The 17865-nt window shown below is 70.1% G+C and carries 17 protein-coding genes; 2 read left to right on the forward strand and 15 right to left on the reverse strand.

Going from position 1 to position 17865, the window contains the following annotated elements:
* Nucleotides 1-4 precede the first annotated feature (4 nt).
* From aroQ to AB663_RS12485, 11 genes are all read right to left on the reverse strand, one after another.
* Nucleotides 5-454 (reverse strand): type II 3-dehydroquinate dehydratase, encoded by a 450-nt coding sequence (gene aroQ / locus AB663_RS12435; RefSeq protein WP_067199564.1) that lies wholly within the window; start codon nucleotides 452-454, stop codon nucleotides 5-7.
* Nucleotides 451-1539, reverse strand: a complete 1089-nt coding sequence (gene aroB, locus AB663_RS12440; protein WP_067199568.1) for a 3-dehydroquinate synthase — start codon at nucleotides 1537-1539, stop codon at nucleotides 451-453. The genes aroQ and aroB overlap by 4 nt, the downstream gene beginning before the upstream one ends.
* On the reverse strand, nucleotides 1536-2054 hold the full coding sequence (locus AB663_RS12445) for a shikimate kinase (RefSeq protein ID WP_067199572.1): 519 nt from the start codon (nucleotides 2052-2054) through the stop codon (nucleotides 1536-1538). The genes aroB and AB663_RS12445 overlap by 4 nt, the downstream gene beginning before the upstream one ends.
* Nucleotides 2038-3267 (reverse strand): chorismate synthase, encoded by a 1230-nt coding sequence (aroC, locus tag AB663_RS12450; RefSeq protein WP_067199574.1) that lies wholly within the window; start codon nucleotides 3265-3267, stop codon nucleotides 2038-2040. Before aroC ends, AB663_RS12445 begins: the two co-directional genes overlap by 17 nt.
* 76 nt (nucleotides 3268-3343) lie before the next feature.
* Nucleotides 3344-4168, reverse strand: a complete 825-nt coding sequence (locus AB663_RS12455) for a shikimate dehydrogenase (protein WP_067202707.1) — start codon at nucleotides 4166-4168, stop codon at nucleotides 3344-3346.
* Nucleotides 4156-5712, reverse strand: coding sequence for an endolytic transglycosylase MltG (mltG, locus tag AB663_RS12460; protein ID WP_067199577.1), 1557 nt, complete (start codon nucleotides 5710-5712; stop codon nucleotides 4156-4158). The genes AB663_RS12455 and mltG overlap by 13 nt, the downstream gene beginning before the upstream one ends.
* Nucleotides 5713-5714: 2 nt before the next feature.
* Nucleotides 5715-6188, reverse strand: coding sequence for a Holliday junction resolvase RuvX (gene ruvX / locus AB663_RS12465; protein WP_067199580.1), 474 nt, complete (start codon nucleotides 6186-6188; stop codon nucleotides 5715-5717).
* The gene (alaS, locus tag AB663_RS12470; RefSeq protein ID WP_067199583.1) at nucleotides 6185-8845 is read right to left on the reverse strand and encodes an alanine--tRNA ligase; all 2661 of its coding nucleotides are present in this window, start codon (nucleotides 8843-8845) and stop codon (nucleotides 6185-6187) included. Before alaS ends, ruvX begins: the two co-directional genes overlap by 4 nt.
* A 57-nt stretch (nucleotides 8846-8902) precedes the next feature.
* Complete coding sequence (locus AB663_RS12475) at nucleotides 8903-9091, reverse strand: hypothetical protein (protein WP_067199586.1); 189 nt, start codon at nucleotides 9089-9091, stop codon at nucleotides 8903-8905.
* A gap of 107 nt (nucleotides 9092-9198) precedes the next feature.
* Nucleotides 9199-9828, reverse strand: coding sequence for a 30S ribosomal protein S4 (gene rpsD, locus AB663_RS12480; protein ID WP_067199590.1), 630 nt, complete (start codon nucleotides 9826-9828; stop codon nucleotides 9199-9201).
* A gap of 201 nt (nucleotides 9829-10029) precedes the next feature.
* Nucleotides 10030-11412: a replication-associated recombination protein A gene (locus AB663_RS12485; RefSeq protein ID WP_083511236.1), complete on the reverse strand. Its 1383-nt coding sequence runs from the start codon at nucleotides 11410-11412 to the stop codon at nucleotides 10030-10032.
* 114 nt (nucleotides 11413-11526) lie between these two features.
* Between AB663_RS12485 and AB663_RS12490 the strand changes: the two genes are divergently transcribed.
* Both AB663_RS12490 and AB663_RS12495 read left to right on the forward strand, forming a co-directional pair.
* Complete coding sequence (locus AB663_RS12490; protein WP_067199593.1) at nucleotides 11527-11832, forward strand: hypothetical protein; 306 nt, start codon at nucleotides 11527-11529, stop codon at nucleotides 11830-11832.
* 140 nt (nucleotides 11833-11972) lie between these two features.
* Complete coding sequence (locus tag AB663_RS12495) at nucleotides 11973-12866, forward strand: formate/nitrite transporter family protein (protein ID WP_083511237.1); 894 nt, start codon at nucleotides 11973-11975, stop codon at nucleotides 12864-12866.
* Between the two features lie 83 nt (nucleotides 12867-12949).
* On the opposite strand, the gene AB663_RS12500 is transcribed toward AB663_RS12495, so the two are convergent.
* Genes AB663_RS12500 through nirB form a run of 4 tightly spaced genes read right to left on the reverse strand, consistent with a single transcriptional unit; the run spans nucleotide 12950 to nucleotide 17749 of the window.
* Complete coding sequence (locus AB663_RS12500) at nucleotides 12950-14071, reverse strand: uroporphyrinogen-III synthase (RefSeq protein WP_067199596.1); 1122 nt, start codon at nucleotides 14069-14071, stop codon at nucleotides 12950-12952.
* A complete protein-coding gene (cobA, locus tag AB663_RS12505) occupies nucleotides 14068-14829 on the reverse strand; it encodes a uroporphyrinogen-III C-methyltransferase (RefSeq protein ID WP_232304539.1) in 762 nt (253 codons plus the stop codon). Before cobA ends, AB663_RS12500 begins: the two co-directional genes overlap by 4 nt.
* Nucleotides 14826-15176: a nitrite reductase small subunit NirD gene (gene nirD, locus AB663_RS17200; RefSeq protein ID WP_067199599.1), complete on the reverse strand. Its 351-nt coding sequence runs from the start codon at nucleotides 15174-15176 to the stop codon at nucleotides 14826-14828. Before nirD ends, cobA begins: the two co-directional genes overlap by 4 nt.
* A complete protein-coding gene (gene nirB, locus AB663_RS12515; RefSeq protein WP_257720782.1) occupies nucleotides 15173-17749 on the reverse strand; it encodes a nitrite reductase large subunit NirB in 2577 nt (858 codons plus the stop codon). The genes nirD and nirB overlap by 4 nt, the downstream gene beginning before the upstream one ends.
* Between the last annotated feature and the right edge of the window lie 116 nt (nucleotides 17750-17865).

Genomic DNA, 17865 nt, shown 5'->3' on the forward strand with positions numbered 1-17865 from the left:
GCGGTCAGCTCTCGCGGTGCCGGAGGAAGGCGGCGAGCTCGCGCACCGCCTCGGCGTATCCGTCGACGCCGTGACCGACCACGCGTACCGCTGCCACGTCGTCGAGGTAGGAATGATGGCGGAACGCTTCGCGCGCGTACACGTCGGAGATGTGCACCTCGGCGAACGGCAGCCCCACACCCGTCAGAGCGTCGCGCAGCGCGACCGAGGTGTGCGTCAGGCCGCCAGGGTTGATCACGATCCCGTCGCAGTCGTGCCGCGCCGCATGGATCTCGTCGATCAGCACGCCCTCATGGTTGCTCTGCACCGCGCGCAACTCGAACCCGAGCGACGAGGCGGCGTCGGCGGCCAGGCGCTCGACGTCGGCGAGGGTCGCCGTCCCGTAGACCCCTGGCTCGCGCGTACCCAGCAGATTGAGGTTGGGGCCGTTCAGGAGAAGCAGTCGTCCGCTCACGCGCCGACCTCCTGATACGCCGCGAACAGCAGCGACTCGTCCGGCGCCTGCAGAACGGTGGGCTTCGCGATGTCGTCGAGCACGATGAAACGCAGCATGCCGCCCCGGGCCTTCTTGTCGCGCTGCATGGTCGCCAGGAGCTGCGGCCAGGCGCCCGCACGATACGACGTGGGGAGGCCGAGGGACTCCAGGATGCTGCGGTGCCGTTCGGCGGCGGAATCCGAGAGCCGCCCGGCGAGACGCGACAACTCCGCCGCGTACAGCATCCCGACCGAGATGGCGGCGCCGTGGCGCCAGCGGTAGCGCTCGGCGTGCTCGATCGCGTGCCCCAGGGTGTGGCCGTAGTTGAGGATCTCGCGCTGTCCAGCCTCGCGGAAATCGTCGGAGACGACCCTGGCCTTCATCTCGACCGCGAGCTCGACAGCCCTGCGGAACTCGGGCGTGCTCGTGTCGACCGCGCGAGACGGGTCCGCCTCGACGATGTCGAGGATCTCCGGCGCCCAGATGAAGCCGGCCTTCACGACCTCCGCGAACCCGGCCGTCGCCTCGTTCCCGCTCAGGCTGCCGAGCTCGTCCAGGTCGCCGATCACTGCACGCGGTGCCCAGAACGCACCGACGAGGTTCTTGCCCTCCGCGGTGTTGATCCCCGTCTTCCCGCCCACCGACGCGTCGACGAGCCCGAGCACCGTCGTCGGCACCTGCACCACCTGCACGCCGCGCAGCCAGGTTGCGGCGACGAAACCGGCCAGGTCGGTGACCGCTCCCCCGCCGTATCCGATCACCGCGTCGGTGCGGGTGAAGTCGGCCTGCCCCATGACCTGCCAGCAGAAGGCGGCCACCTCGATGCGCTTGCCCTGCTCGGCGTCGGGCACCTCGGCGAGCAGCACCTCCCGCGGTCCGTTCGCCGCATCCGCGAGAAGTCTGTCTCGCAGCTCCGCCGCGCGGTCGGCCAGCGTGGGCGGGTGGATCACGAGCACCTTGCGCACGGCAGGGTCGAGTGCGCCCGACACCCGATCGAGGATGCCGCGCCCGATGAGGACGTCGTACGGGTCGCTCCCCGTGACGCCGATGGTGGTCGTGCTCATGACTGCTCTCTCCTCCATGCCGCGATGTCGTCCGCGATCCTCTGCATCGGCCGACGCGATGTGTCGAACGTCACATCGGCCACCTCCAGGTACCATCTCCGGCGCTCGTCGTAGATCCGGGCCCACCGTTCGACGGGGTCGTCGCCCTCGAGCAGTGGACGTCCGCCGCCTGCCAGCCGGTGCGCGACAGCCTCCTTCGAGACGGTCAGGAGCACGACGGGGTGACGCGCGAGCAGCGCCCGGGTCCCCGAATCGGTCACGGCTCCGCCGCCCAGGGAGACGACGCCGCCCTCGGACAGTGCCTCAGCGACTGCTGCCCGCTCGAGATCGCGGAAATGCGCCTCGCCACTCTGCGCGAAGATCTCGGGGATGGGGCCGTGAGCAGCGGAGACCCGCTTGTCGGTGTCGATGAAGGGCACGCCGAGCGCACGTGCCACGCGCCGACCCACGCTGGTCTTGCCGGCAGCCATCGGCCCGACCAGCACCAGCGTCAGCGGTTCAGCCCCGCTCGTCATGCGCGATGAGCGCGGCTTCGGACGCCGGAGCCGTGCGCAGTGCCTCGGGGATGGCGGCCAGGTAGCCCTCGAGATTGCGCCGGGTCTCGCCGATGCTGTCCCCGCCGAACTTCTCCAGCACCGCGCGGGCGAGCTCGATGGCGACCATGGCCTCGGCGACGACTCCGGCGGCGGGGACTGCGCAGACGTCGGAGCGCTGGTGATGCGCCGTCGCGTCCTCACCGGTCGCGACGTCGATGGTGCGCAGGGCGTGCGGCACCGTGGCGATCGGCTTCATGCCGGCACGAACCCGCAGCACCGTCCCGGTCGACATCCCGCCCTCGGTGCCGCCTGCGCGATCCGTGCCTCTCGTGATGCCGCCTGCGGTCGCGAACAGCTCGTCGTGCGCAGCCGATCCGCGGCGCCGGGTCGTCTCGAACCCGTCGCCGACCTCGACGCCCTTGATGGCCTGGATGCTCATGAGCGCCTGGGCGAGTCGCGCGTCGAGGCGACGGTCCCAGTGCACGTGCGACCCGAGCCCCGGCGGGAGCCCGTAGGCGAGCACCTCGACGATCCCGCCGAGCGTGTCTCCGTCCTTCTTGGCGTCGTCCACCTCCGCGACCATGAGCGCCGAGGTCGCGGGGTCGAAGCAGCGCAGCGGATCCGCGTCGAGCGCGTCGACGTCGTCCGGAGTCGGCAGCGGCGAGCCGTCGGGCACGCGTACCGGACCGATCGAGAGCGTGTGGCTCACCAGGCGGATGCCGAGCTCGCCGAGGAACGCCCGTGCGACGGCTCCCAGCGCGACGCGCGCTGCCGTCTCCCTGGCGCTCGCACGCTCGAGGATCGGACGCGCCTCGTCGAAGTCGTACTTCTGCATGCCGACGAGGTCGGCATGACCGGGACGCGGACGCGTGAGCGGCGCACCGCGGCCACGTGACTTGTCGGTGAGCTCCACGGGCTCGGGGTTCATGACCTCGGTCCACTTCGGCCACTCCGTGTTGCCGATGCGCAGCGCGATCGGGCTCCCGAGGGTCTTGCCGTGGCGCACGCCGCCGGAGATGGTGAGCTCGTCCTGTTCGAACTTCATGCGCGACCCGCGGCCGTAGCCGAGCTTGCGGCGGGCGAGGTCGGCCTGGATGGCCTCGGACGACACCGGGACGCCGGAGGGCAGTCCCTCCATGACGGCAATGAGTTCTGGGCCGTGTGATTCGCCGGCCGTGAGCACGCGGAGCATTGCTCTAGTCTCCCACGAGCCGAGAGCTCAGACGCCCGCATGACGACCGATGCGATCGCATCGCCGACGGCGCCGATCAGGCGATCGCGTCGCGCATGGCGACGACGACGCGGGGCTCGTCCGGAAGGGGCGTGTCCGGGTCGCCATGCAGGAAGATCCTGATCTGCCGCACGGCCTGGTGCAGCAGCATGCCGAAGCCCGAGATCGCCGGCGCCGAGCCCCAGCGCTGCGCGAGGGCGGAGGGCCACGGCGCGTAGGCCGCGTCGAACAGCACTCCCCCATCTTCGGACAGCCGCGCCGCCTGCTCGTCGGGCAGGACGGTCCCGCTCGGCAGGGTCGCGACCGTGAGGTCCACGCCCTCAGCCGGTTCGTCCATCAGCCGGACCGTCACGAACGCGCCGAGCCGTTCGCCCAGGTCGACAAGGCCCGTCGCGCGCTCTGGGCGCCGCGCGCGGACCTCGACGACCTGCGCTCCCAGATCGCTGGCGGCGACGAGTGCCGAGGCGGCCGTGGCGCCGGCACCGATGATGCGTACGCGGCCGAGTTCGCGGATGCCCTGCTCCGCGAGGGCGTCGACGATGCCGCCGACGTCGGTGTTGAATCCGTGGAGCGACGCGCCCAGCAGAAGCGTGTTCACCGCGCCGGTCAGCTGCGCGTGCCGGTCACGGGAGTCGGCCGCACGGTACGCGGCCTCCTTGAGCGGCATCGTGAGCGAGAGACCACGCCACGTCCGATCGAGTCCAGCGAGGTCCGCGGTGAAGTCCTCGGCCGACACGCGCCTGCGCCCGTACTCCCAGTCGAGACCGAGCATCCGATACGCCGCGGCGTGCAGCTGCGGCGACCGCGAGTGCGAGATGGGGTCGCCCCATACGGCCAGCCGGTGCGCAGTCACTTGCTGCATCCGCCGTCCGGGTTCGCCTTGCACCACGCATCCCACTGCTTGATCGCCGCCTGATGCTCCTCGTACGTGGTGGAGAACACCGTCTCCCCCGTCGCGAGGTTCACTGTGACGAAATAGAGCCACGGCCCGTCGGCGGGGTGCATGGCAGCCTTGATGGCTGCGTCGGTGGGGCTGGCGATCGGCGTCACCGGCAGACCCGTGTGCACATAGGTGTTCCACGGGTTGGGGTCGGCCAGCGCTTCGGCCGAGCTCGACACCACGCCCTCGTGCAGCGAGCCGTAGCCGTACTGCGCCGTCGAGTCCATCTGCAGCTTCATGTCGATGTCGAGGCGGTTCTGGATCACGCGGGACACCTTGTCGAAGTCCGCCGTGCGGCCCTCGCGCTGGATGATCGACGCGATGGTCAGGATGCGTTCGGCATCCGCGTCGGGAACGCCGGCGGATGCCAGGGACTCCCGCGTGCGGTCGACCATGCGGCGGACCACGTCCGGCGCCGTGACCCCGGGATCGAACGTGTACACCGCGGGGAAGAGCCACCCCTCGAGGCTCTGCGCTGCGACGCCGTACGCCGCCGGATTCTGCACGGCCGCGGCGAGCTCCTCGGCCGTGAACCCGAGGCTCTCGGAGATGACCGGCAGGATCGACGAGATGGTGCCGCCTTCGGGCACGGCGACCGTGTTCTCCAGCTTGTTGTCCGGGTTCTCGAGCGCCTCGAGCGCCGCGGCCGCGGTCATCTTCCGCTGCAGCCGGTACACGCCCGGGTAGAACGTGACGGCGATGTTCTCCTCGACGAGATAGTCGTAGAACACGTCCTCGGTCTTCGTCACGCCGGCCTCGTAGAGGGCCTGCGACACGGGTTTCCCTGTGTCGCCGTCGCGGATGGTGACCATGGCCTCACCGGTCGCCAGGCCGGGCTCCCAGTCCTTGGGTTCTCCCCAGCCCATGATCTCGGAGATCTTGTCTCCGTAGGTGTTCATCACCCAGACGCCCGCAGCCGCGACGCCGCCGAGCAGCGCGAGCACGACGATGAGCGCGACGAGGCAGCCGGTGCGACGCTTCTTCTTCGGTGGCCGCGGTGAGTCGTGCTCCGGCTCCGCGCGGAACAGATCCTCCAGCGCGCCGCCTGCGGGGCGTCCGGCAGCGGAGACGGCCTCCGAGGAAGCCGGTCCGGCGGAGCCGTCGGAAGCGGCGGCGAGCGGAATGCCCGACGGCGCGACGGAGGCGGCTCCATCAGGTGCCGGCGACGCGGCCGCCGTCAGATCTTCGGCGGCCGACGCGCGGTGGGCATCCACCACCCGGGTCGCGGGCCCGGTCGGCGGATGCGCGGATGCATCGGCCGACCGCCCATCCGGAGCCGCGGGTGCACCGCCATCCGCAGCGCGCGCGGCAGCCGCGGCCTCGCGCGCGGCGCGGCGAGAGCCAGGTGCCGGCCGAGTGTCGTCGACCGCGGGAAGCTGCGGGTTCGGCGCGGGGAGGTTCTCGAAGAGCTCACCCAGGCGGGCGTCCGGATCGTGCTGGGGGGAGGCACTCTCACGTTCGGGCATTGTCAGGCGGACTCCTCATCGAGCGGAATCGTGGCGCCAGGCGGGTTCCCGGTGCTCTTCTCCGTGTCGACCGCCTGCTGCAGCAGCACCACAGCGGCGACCTGATCCACAATGCTACGAGAGTTCTTCTGGGTTCTGCCCGATGAGCGAAGCGCGGCGTGTGCGCTCACGGTGCTCAGCCGCTCGTCGACCAGCCGCACCGCGATGCCCGTGCGTCGGGCGAGGTCTGCGGCGAATCCCCGCGCGTCCGTGGTCGACGCCGTGTCCGCTCCCTGCATGTTCACGGGAAGGCCGACGACGAACTCGAGCACGTCGTACTCCGCCGCGATCTCGGCGATGCGATCGATCGACGTTTCGCTGCGCTGGACGGTCTCGACGGGCACGGCGAGCATGCCGTCAGGGTCGCATCGTGCGACGCCGATGCGCGCTCGACCGACGTCGACGCCGATCCGCACACCGCGGCGGAACCCGCTCACGCTGCGCGCAGCTCCTGCGACACGGCGTCGAGGGCCGCCGGCAGGGCCGCGGCATCCGCTCCACCGCCCTGAGCGACGTCGTCGCGTCCTCCACCGCCACCGCCGAGCACACCGGCTGCGCGCTTCGCGAGCGCGCCGGCCTTGGCGCCGGCGGATCGAGCCGCCTCCGTGGTCGCGACGACGACCACGGGACGTCCGTTCACGACAGCACCGAGAGCGACGACAGCGGCCTCCGCCACCAGGCGCTCGCGCACCGCCAGGACCAGCTCGCGCACGTCGTCCGCCGACGCCAGCTCGCCGAGCGACTGCGCGGCGACGAGGAAGGCTCCCTCGCGCACGGCAGCATCGGCGATGGCAGGCGCGCGACCGGCCCGCTCCTTCGCCTCGAACTGTGCGATGCGCTTCTCCGCGGCCTTCAGGCTCGCCGTGAGGTCGGCGATGCGCTCGGGCAGCTGCTCCCGCGGGGTCTTCAGCGTCGACGTGAGCTGCGACACGAGTGCCCGTTCGGCGGCGAGCTCGCGGAAGGCGTCCTGACCGACGAGCGCCTCGATGCGGCGGTTCGACGCGCCCACCGACGACTCACCGACGATGCTGACGAGCCCGATCTCCGCGCTGGAGCTGACGTGCGTGCCCGCGCAGAGCTCGCGCGACCACGGGCCGCCGATGTCCACCATGCGCACGACATCGCCGTACTTCTCGCCGAACAGCGCCATCGCCCCGGCCTCTTTGGCCTCGTCGAGGGTGACGATGCGGGTGGTGACCTCGAGCGCGTCCTGCACGGCGCGGTTGGTGATCTCCTCGATCTCGGTGCGGGTCTCGGCAGACAGCGCCTGCGACCACGAGAAATCGAACCTGAGGTAGCCTGCACGGTTCAGCGAACCGGCCTGCGTGGCGGACTTGCCCAGCGTGTCGCGGAGCGCCGCGTGCACGAGGTGCGTCGCGGAGTGCGCCTGGCGTGCGGCTCGGCGGTTCGCGGCGTCGACGATCGTCGTGGCGACATCATCGACGGCGACCACTCCGCGGCTCACCTCGATCGTGTGGCTGATCAGACCGGGGACCGGCTTCTGCACGTCGAGGACTTCGAGCTCGAAGCCCGGGCCCACGATGGTGCCCTTGTCGGCCACCTGGCCACCGGACTCGGCGTACAGCGTCGTCTCGGCGAGCACGACCTCGGCGATCTGCCCCTCCGATGCGCTCTTCACCGGCTGGCCGTCGACGAGGATGCCAAGGATGCGCGACTCCACCTCGAGCGCCGTGTACCCGTCGAAGCCGGTCTCGCCCAGAGACCGCAGGTCGCGGTACACCGAGACGTCGGCGAGCTGCCGCTTGCGGTTACGCGCGTCGGCCTTGGCGCGTGCGCGCTGCTCCTGCATGAGCGAGTCGAACGCGGCGCGGTCGACCGAGAGACCGGCTTCCTCCGCGACCTCGAGGGTGAGATCGATCGGGAAGCCGTAGGTGTCGTGCAGCAGGAACGCCTCGGACCCGCTCAGGGTCGATCCTCCGCTCTTCTTCGTCTCGTCGAGCGCGAGGTCGAGGATCGTCGATCCCTGTACGAGGGTGCGCCGGAAGGTCTCCTCCTCGGCGAATGCGGCGGATGAGAGCACCGACCACTCCGTCTCCAGCACAGGGTAGACGGCCTTCATCGCGTCACGGGATGCGGCGAACAACTCGGGGAAGGTCGGCGCGTCGACACCCAGCAGGCGCATGGCGCGAACCGTTCGACGCATGAGACGGCGCAGGATGTAGCCGCGTCCCTCGTTCGACGGCCGCACGCCGTCGGAGAGCAGCATGAGCGAGGAGCGCACGTGATCGGCGACGACGCGGAACCGCACGTCGTCCTCGTGGACCTTGCCGTAGGTCCTCCCCGAGAGCTCGACCGCGCGGTCGAGCACCGGACGCACCTGGTCGGTCTCGTACATGTTCTCGACGCCCTGCTTGAGGAAAGCCACACGCTCGAGACCCATGCCGGTGTCGATGTTCTTCTGCGGCAGCTCGCCCACGATGTCGAACTCGGTCTTGCCGCGGATGTTCTCGATGAAGTCCTGCATGAACACGAGGTTCCAGATCTCGAGGAACCGCGTGTCGTCTGCGGCGGGACCACCGTCCTTGCCGTAGGCGGGGCCTCGGTCGAAGAAGATCTCGCTGTCGGGACCGCCGGGACCCGGCTGGCCCGTGTTCCAGTAGTTGTCCGCACGGCCGAGGCGCTGGATGCGCTCGGGCTTCAAGCCGATGACGTCGCGCCAGATCGCCTCTGCCTCGTCATCCGTCTCGTAGACCGTGACCCACAGGTCCTTCTCGTCGAAGCCGAGGCCGCCGTCGGCCTCCGACGTGGTGAGCAGTTCCCAGGCGTACCGGATGGCACCCTCTTTGAAGTAGTCGCCGAACGACCAGTTGCCGAGCATCTGGAAGAACGTGCCGTGACGCGCCGTGCGACCGACCTCCTCGATGTCGTTCGTGCGGATGCACTTCTGGAGGTCGGCGATGCGCGGGTGCGGAGCGGGGACGACACCGGTCAGGTACGGGATCATCGGCACCATGCCGGCGACCGTGAAGAGCAGCGACGGATCGTCGCTGACCAGGGACGCCGAGGGGACGATGAGGTGGTCGTTCTTCTCGAAGTAGTCGAGATAGCGCTGCGCGATCTCCGCAGTTTTCATAGGTGTGCCTGGGTGTCCTTGCGTACAGGGGTGAAAGGGGCGCGCGGCGCGCGGGGTTCAGTCTTCGGCGGTCTCCGAGAGGCGCGCCTGCTGCTCTCGGTATGCGTCGCCGATGATCGCCGTGAACTCGTTGATCCGTGCGTCGATCTCGGCGAGGATGTCGTGCCCGCGCGGGTCCTTGTTCATGAAGTGCGCCGCGACGAAGCCGCCGATCACGCCGATCAGGAACCACAGCACGTTCTTCATGTCGTCATCCTTGCCATCTCGATCCGCGAAGGCGCGGTCCTCCCATCGTATGCGGAAACGACAGGAGGCGTCGGGTCGCCCCGACGCCTCCTGCCTGAAACGCTGAATCAGCGAGCCGCGTAGTACTCGACGACGAGCTGCACTTCACAGGTCACGGGGACCTCAGCGCGCTTCGGACGACGGACCAGGCGGGCCTGCAGCTTGTCGAGCTCGACCTCGAGGTAGCCCGGGACCGGGGGAAGCACCTCGGCGTGGCCGCCGGCCGCTGCCACCTGGAAGGGCTCGAGGCCCTCGCTCTTGGGCTTGACGTGGATGAGCTGACCCGGCTTCACGCGGAACGACGGGCGGTCGACGAGCTGACCGTCGACGAGGATGTGACGGTGCACGACGAGCTGGCGAGCCTGCGCGGTCGTGCGGGCGAAGCCCGAACGCAGCACGAGGGCGTCGAGACGCATCTCGAGGAGCTCGACGAGGTTCTCACCGGTCAGGCCCTCCTGGCGACGGGCCTCGTTGAACGCGATGCGCAGCTGCTTCTCGCGGATGCCGTACTGCTCACGCAGACGCTGCTTCTCGCGCAGACGGACGGCGTAGTCGCTGTCGGCCTTGCGCTTGGTGCGGCCGTGCTCGCCCGGAGCGTACGGACGCTTCTCGAGGTAGCGGGCTGCCTTGGGGGTGAGCGCCACGCCGAGGGCGCGGCTGAGACGGACCTTGCGGCGGTCCTGGGACTTCGTGACCACGAAGCTTCCTTCCGATGACGTGGACGTGACTTTCACGACGCACGGACGTATCCCCGCGTTCTGCCTCGGGACGCACGCCGGGGCGCCGTCGAGGTGGGGTGTGAACGAGGAGATGCCCGAAAACTCGGTTTCGAGCCGATCAAGTCTAACAGATCGGGCCTCGCCCCCGAGGGACGCCGGCCGCGGCGCCCTCCCACGTCATCAGCGTCCGTCGAGGATGCGGCGGATGCGCTCCAGACGCGCGGTGATCTCGCGCTCCGCGCCCAGGTTCTTGGGCGAGTAGTACCGGCGCCCGCGCAACTCGTCTGGCAGGTACTGCTGAGGGAGGATGCCCATCTCACTGTCGTGCGGATACACGTAACCCTTGCCGTGCCCCAGCCGCTTCGCGCCAGGGTAGTGCGCGTCACGAAGGTGCACGGGGACGCGCCCGAAGCCGCCGGCACGGATGTCGGCGATGGCAGCGTCGATCCCGACGTACGCCGCGTTCGACTTGGCGGTCGTGGCGAGGTACACCGTCGCCTCTGCGAGCGGGATGCGCCCCTCGGGCATGCCGATGAACGCGACCGCGTCAGCGGCCGCGACGGCGATGCCCAGGGCCTGGGGATCCGCGAGGCCGACGTCCTCCGCTGCGGAGATGACCAGGCGCCGTGCGATGAACCGCGGGTCCTCCCCGGCCTCGATCATCCGCGCGAGGTAGTGGAGAGCGGCATCAGGGTCGGATCCCCTGATCGACTTGATGAACGCGCTGATCACGTCGTAGTGCTCGTCGCCCTGCCGGTCGTAGCGCAGCAGAGCCTTGTCGACGGCCTGTGCCACATCGTCGGCGGTGACGACCGGGATCTCGACCGGATCGTCCGCGGCCGGCACCTCGTCTTCGCCGCCTTCTGGCTCTGTCTGCTCGCTACTGCGCGACACCGCCACAGCGGCGGCGGCCTCGAGCCCAGTGAGCGCGCGCCGCGCATCGCCCGACGCGAGCCGGATGAGTGCGGACCGCGCGTCGTCGGCCAGGGTCACTCCTCCGGCGAGGCCCCGCGCGTCGACGACCGCCCGGTCGACCAGCACCCCGATGTCGTCATCCGTGAGGGGCTGGAGCGTGAGGAGGAGCGAACGCGACAGCAGCGGCGAGATCACCGAGAACGACGGGTTCTCGGTCGTTGCGGCGATGAGGATGACCCAGCCGTTCTCGACGCCGGGCAGGAGCGCATCCTGCTGGGCCTTGGTGAAGCGGTGGATCTCGTCGAGGAACAGGATGGTGGTCTGCCCGTAGAGGTCGCGCTGGGTGATGGCCTCCTGCATCACCTCGCGCACGTCTTTCACACCGGCGGTGATCGCCGACAGCTCGACGAAGCGACGGCCCGAGGATCGCGCGATGGCCTGGGCGAGGGTCGTCTTGCCCGTCCCTGGCGGACCCCACAGGATGATGGAGACCGCACCGGGACTCGCGGCAGAGGGATCGGCGAGGGCGACGACCGGTGACCCCGCACGCAAGAGATGACGTTGCCCGGCGACCTCGTCGAGCGACACGGGTCGCATGCGCACGGCCAGGGGCGTCTGCCCCGAGAGCAGCGCAGAGGGAGAGGTCATGCATCCAGGCTAGTCCGCACCGCCGACACCGATCCGTGGCGTCGGGATTCCTGGACGCGACGATAGGCTGACAATCCACGGCATAACGGTCGCAGCATCGAAGGAGGACACGGCATGGCCGGACGCGGTTCCAAGAGCGCGCAGCAGGCGAGGGCGCAGGCCGAGCGAGCTCGGCTTCACGCCGCCCGCACGGCGTGGCACGAGGGGCAGATCCGGCGCCGTGTGCGCGACAACACCATCGCCGGCATCGCGGGTGGGATCGTCGTCGTGGCGGCGCTCGCCAGCCAGGTCGTCCACGCCCAGGTCACCGCCCCTGCGCCCACTCCCTCCCCCACTGTCACGTCGACTCCGACGCCCACCGAGGCGCCGACGCCGGACGCGACCCCTGAGCCGCAGCCCTCGGAGACTCCGGCGCCGTAGCCGCCGCGCTCACACCCGTCACCGCGGGGGTGTGAGCGAATCGCACCACGGCCGTAACCGCGGCGGCGCTGAACGGAAATGTCGACCGATCAGGCTGGGCGCAGCGAGCACCCGCTCGCCCCGTCCCCCCGGAGGTCCTCATGTCCTACGCCAGACCAGCCGAGCTCGTGACCCTCATGGTCGATGCCGGTGCCTACAAGCTGCAGCTCTCGACGCGCGACACGCTCATCCGCGCTGTCATGGGCGCAGCCGTGCTCACGCTCGGAGCGGCGTTCGCCGTCACCGTCTCGACCCAGACGGGACAGCCGCTGCTCGGCGCACTGCTCTTCCCGATCGGCTTCGTGCTGCTCTACCTCCTCGGCTACGACCTGCTCACGGGTGTGTTTACCCTCGGACCGCTGGCCGTGATCGACCGCCGCCCCGGTGCCACGGTTCCCGCTCTGCTGCGCAACTGGGGCCTCGTGTTCGTCGGCAACTTCGCCGGCGCGCTGCTCGTCGCTGTGCTGATGGCCATCTACTTCACGTACGGCTTCTCGAGCGACCCGAGCCCGGTCGGCGTCGCGATCGGTGAGATCGGACACGGCCGCACGGTCGGCTATGCCGAGCACGGGGCAGCCGGAATGCTCACGCTGTTCGTGCGCGGTGTGCTCTGCAACTGGATGGTGTCGACCGGCGTGATCATGTCGATGGTCTCCCGCTCCGTGCTGGGCAAGATCGTGGCCATGTGGCTGCCGATCAGCCTCTTCTTCTACATGGGCTTCGAGCACTCGATCGTCAACATGTTCCTCTTCCCGTCCGGTCTGCTGCTCGGGGCCGACTTCACGCTCATGGACTATCTGCTCTGGAACGAGATCCCGACCGTGGTCGGGAACCTCGTCGGAGGCCTTCTGCTCGCCGGCCTTCCGCTGTATCTGACGTACGGACGCACGGCCGCGCGTCGCGTGCGCGGTCCGCGCGGACGGCGGGCGCGCAACGCCGCACCCGCCTCCCTCCCCTCCGCCGACCTCGCACCGGAGACAGTGGGGGCGCTGTGAGCCGAGCCGTCCGCGCCCGCCACGATGTGAGGCGGGCGCGGACGGCTCTTTCGGCATCCCCGTTCCGGGCGATGCGACGTCCATCAGTCCACGGCGAGGCGATAACCGCGCTTGACGATGGTCTGGATGGGTTCCGCGGTACCCAGAGCCTCGCGCAGGCGGGCGATCGCCACCTCCACGGCGTGCGGATTCCCTTCACCACCGGGCAGCCTCGTGCCCAGCTCCGCGCGCGAGAGCACGCGTCCCTCGGCGTCAGCGAGCGCCTCCAGAAGGGCCGAACCGGTGCGGGAAAGGGGCACGAACCTTCCGTCGAGCAGCGCGCCGCCGCTTCGCACCTCCAGCCGGCCGACGATCGTCTGCGTCGACGGAGCTCTTCCACCGCCGAAGTGCGCGACGACCGTACGGGCGAGCGATCCGAGGCGTCCGCGCTCCGCGACCGTGTGCACCAGCCGCCGCTCGACGAGAGGAGCGGCCGTGATCGGGCCGACGGCGGCGAGGAGGAGCCGACCGCTCTCCGCACGACGACGGATGTCGTCGAGGGCGCCCGCCTCATCGGCGAACGCGAGCCACGACGACGCACCTGGCGCGGACGTGAACAGAACCGCGTCGGCCTCACCCGCGCCCGCGTGCACGGCGGATCGCCGGACAGCGTCCGGATCAGGCGGCGGGCCCCAGCGATACACGGTGATGCTGATCACCTCGGCTCCGGCCTCGCTGAGCACCTCGTCGAGCCCGTCCGCGCCGGCGCCGTGATGCTGCACGACCACTCTCTTGCCTGCGACACCTGAGGCGAGCAGGTACTCCGCCACCTCCGCGGCCGTCTCCGACTCCGCCACCCAGTCCGCGATGAAACCCGCCTGCTGTATCGCCCCGTGCGCTTTCGGACCGCGCGCGACGAACTGCGCGTCGCTCAGCGCCTCGTCGAGCCGCGAGTCGAGGCCGTGCTCCTGCGCGGCGTCCATCCACCCGCGGAACCCGACTCCCGTCGTCGCGACGACGATGTCCGGCGGCGCGACGAGGAGCGCCTCCGTGCGGCGGCGGAGCTCCGCGTCGTCTGCATTCGGCACGATCGTCAGCGCAGGCGCACGGTGCACGATCGCACCGCGGCGCTCCAGCGCTGCCGCGAGCTCCGTCGACCGGCGGTCGGCGGCGACGATCAGCGTGCACCCCGCGAGGGCGGGCGGGAGCGGGACCGAGCCGCTCACGCCGCGGACTCGGCGCCGACGGCCTGCGGCAGCAGGAGCGCCGGGTCTGCCACCTGCCCGATGACGATCACCGCGGGGTTGGCCACTCGCGCCTCCGCGGCGGCTGCCACCGTGGTCCGCAGCGTGCCGCGGACCACGCGCTGCCGGTCGCTCAGTCCGTTCTCCACCACGGCGACCGGTGTGTCCGGTGCCGCCCCACTCGCCAGCGCGGTCTCGACGATCCGGGGCAGCCCTGCGACTCCCATGAGCACGACCGTGGTCACGGCGGGGTCTCGCAGTGCCGCGCGTGCGGTCTCGCCGAGGTCGTCATGCCCGTTCACGACATGCACGGCGGATGCCACGCCGCGGTGCGTGACGGGGATCCCCGCCGCCTGCGGGACCGCGACCGCACTGCTGACGCCCGGCGTCACGCTCACGGGCACACCGGCGGCGCGGCACGCGAGGACCTCTTCGCCACCGCGTCCGAAGACGAACGGATCACCGCCCTTGAGCCTCACGACGCGGCGCCCGGCCTTGGCGTGGCCGATCAGCAGCGCATTGATCTCGTTCTGGGGCACGGGATGATGGCCAGGCCTCTTCCCGACGTCGATGAGCACGACGTCTGGGGCGATCTCCGAGCGGAGCTCCTCCAGCGGCCCGAGTCTGTCGGCGATGACGACGTCGGCCGCTTGGAGCAGTCGGTAGCCCCGAAGAGTCATGAGATCCGCCGGTCCGGGTCCTCCGCCGACCAGATCGACCCGCCCCAGTGGCGCGCTCACCGGCTCACCTCGATGTAGACGTCTCCGTCGACGACGGTCACCGGCCACACCCGCAACGCCGCATCGGGCTTCCCCTGCGTGTCGAGGCACTGACCGGTCTCCAGGTCGAACACCTGTTTGTGCAGCGGCGATGCCACCGTCGGGCGCTCTCCTCGGGTCCCCACGATGCCGCGGGACATCACGCACGCCCCGCTGTACGGGTCGAGGTTGTCCACGGCACGCACCGACCCGTCGGCGAGAAGGAAGAGCGCCACCTGCTCCTCTCCGAGCAGCGCCGCGCTCCCTCGTTCGACCGTGAGGTCGTCGACCGCACAGACTCGCACGAGGGCATCCGTCGTCATCGTCATCGTCGTACCTCCAGAACCGCTCCCGCGATGAGCACCCCGTCCTTGCGCTCCTCCGGCGTCGCCGGGCGCCGCTGGCCGCGCTCGGTCACATAGGCGAGCGACGGGTCCGGCGTGTCGGCCGCGTTGACGAACGAACGGAACCGCGCGAGCTTCTCCGGATCACGCAGCGTCGCCGCCCACTCGTCCTCATAGCGATCGACATGCTGCGCCATCGCGGCGTCGAGGTCGGCGCAGATTCCGAGCGCGTCATCGAAGATCACCGCCCGCAGCCCTTCGATCCCGCCCTCGAGGTCATCCAGCCACGGAGCGGTGCGCTGCAGCCGATCAGCCGTGCGGATGTAGTACATGAAGAACCGGTCGATGGCGCGGATGAGTCCGTCGTCGTCGAGGTCGGTGGCGAGGAGACGCGCGTGCTGCGGTGAGAACCCGCCGTTGCCGCCGACGTACATGTTCCATCCCGACTCCGTGGCGATGACACCGACGTCCTTGCTGCGCGCCTCGGCGCACTCCCGCGCACAGCCGGAGACGCCGAGCTTGAGCTTGTGCGGCGCGCGCAGGCCCCGGTAGCGCAGCTCCAGGCGCACGGCCATGCCCACGGAATCCAGGACGCCGAATCGGCACCAGGTCGACCCGACGCACGACTTCACGGTGCGCAGCGACTTCCCGTACGCGTGGCCGGATTCGAAACCGGCGTCGACGAGCCGCTGCCAGATCTGCGGCAGCTGCTCGAGTCGCGCGCCGAACATGTCGATGCGCTGGCCGCCGGTGATCTTCGTGTAGAGGCCGAACTCCTTCGCGATGCCGCCGATGGCGAGCAGACCGTCTGGCGTCACCTCTCCTCCCGGCATCCGCGGCACGACCGAGTAGGTGCCGTCCTTCTGCATGTTGGCCATGACGTGGTCGTTCGTGTCCTGCAGCGCGGCATTCTCCCCTTCGAGGACGTGGGAGCCGACCAGGACCGACAGGATGCTGGCGATGGCCGGCTTGCACACGTCGCAGCCGCGGCCACGTCCGAACCTCTCGACGATCGCGCTGAACGTGGTCATGCCGGATACGCGGACCGCGTCGAAGAGCTGCCGCCGCGACATGTCGAAGTGCTCGCACAGGGCGGAGGAGGGAGTGCGGCCGAGGGCCGTGAGCTCCGCTCCGACGATCTTCTTCACCATCAGCACGCACGAGCCGCAGGTCGCCCCCGCCCGCGTGCAGGCCTTCACGGCGCCGGCGTCCGCGCATCCGTCCTCGTGCACTGCTTTCCGGATGCGTCCTGCCGTGACGTTCGCGCACGAGCAGACGACGGCGTCGTCCGGAAGGGTCGTCGACGGGACCTCGCCCGAACCTTCAGGGAGGAGGTACGCCGACGGGTCTGCTCCGAGGGTCGCTCCGACGAGGGGCCGCAGTGCGCCGTAAGCCGACGCATCGCCGACGAGGATGCCGCCGAGCAGAGTGCGCGCGTCGTCGGACATCACGAGCTTCTTGTACACGCCCGCGACGGGATCCGCGTACACGACGTCGAGCGCGCCCGGCGACGCCGCCATCGCGTCGCCGAAGCTTGCGACCTCGACGCCCGACAGCTTCAGCTTGGAGGAGTCGTCATATCCGGGGAACACCGCGTCGCCGCCCACGAGCCGGGTGGCAGCGACTTCAGCCATGGCATACCCGGGTGCGACGAGCCCGACACACCGGCCGCCGAAGCTCGCCACTTCGCCGATCGCGACGATGCGCGGGTCGGACGTGCGGCAGCGGTCGTCGATGACCACGCCTCCGCGCGGCTCGACGACGAGGCCGGCGTTTCGCGCGAGCTCGTCCCGCGGCCGCACGCCCACGGTGAACACCACGACGTCGGCGCGCTGGAACGAGCCGTCCTGGAACTCCAGTGCCGTGACGCAGCCGGATTCATCGGGGTCGAGGCGCGTGGTACGCGACTGGGTCCGCACGGCGATGCCGCGATCTTCGAGGAGGCGCTGCAGCACCGCGGCTCCACGTGAATCCAGCTGCTGCGACATGAGCCTGTCGGAATACTGGACGACCGTCGTCTCGACGTCCATCCCCTGCAGCGCCCCCGCGGCTTCGAGGCCGAGAAGCCCTCCCCCGATCACGGCTCCCCGCAGCGGCCGTCCGAGCTCACGGCTCCTCTTGTCCACGAAGGCTCGCAGGCCGCCGACGTCGTCCAGCGTGCGGTAGACGAAGCATCCCGGCAGGTCGGCGCCGTCCACCGCGACCCTGGCGGCGTACGAGCCGGTGGCGAGCACGAGCGTGTCGTACGCGACGACCCGGCGCGACCGGGTGAGGACGGTCCTGGCCGCGCGGTCGATGCGGAGGACGCGATCGTCCGGGTGGAGAGTCACACGTTCGTCCGCGAACACGGAGCGGTCCAGCTCGAGATCTTCGGGCGTAGCCCCGGAGAAGTACGAGGTCAGCCCGACGCGATCGTACGGAACGCGCGCCTCATCTCCGAACATCCGCACACGCACGGCGGCGTCCCTGCGGGACAGCAGGCTTTCGACGAAGCGATGCGCCACCATGCCCGCCCCGACGACGACGATCTCCGCTGCGGTCTGCTCGGTCTCGTTCACGTGCTCTCCTGTCGACGCGGGCTGATGTCGTGCTGGCGACGATAGGAGCGGGGTGTTTCACGGAGGTGCGCGGGGATGTTTCGCCCAGCGAACGTTCTGCTCACGGAACGGTAACG

Origin of the sequence: Microbacterium sp. XT11, assembly GCF_001513675.1 — a bacterium.
In the GTDB taxonomy this organism is placed as follows: Bacteria; Actinomycetota; Actinomycetes; order Actinomycetales; family Microbacteriaceae; genus Microbacterium.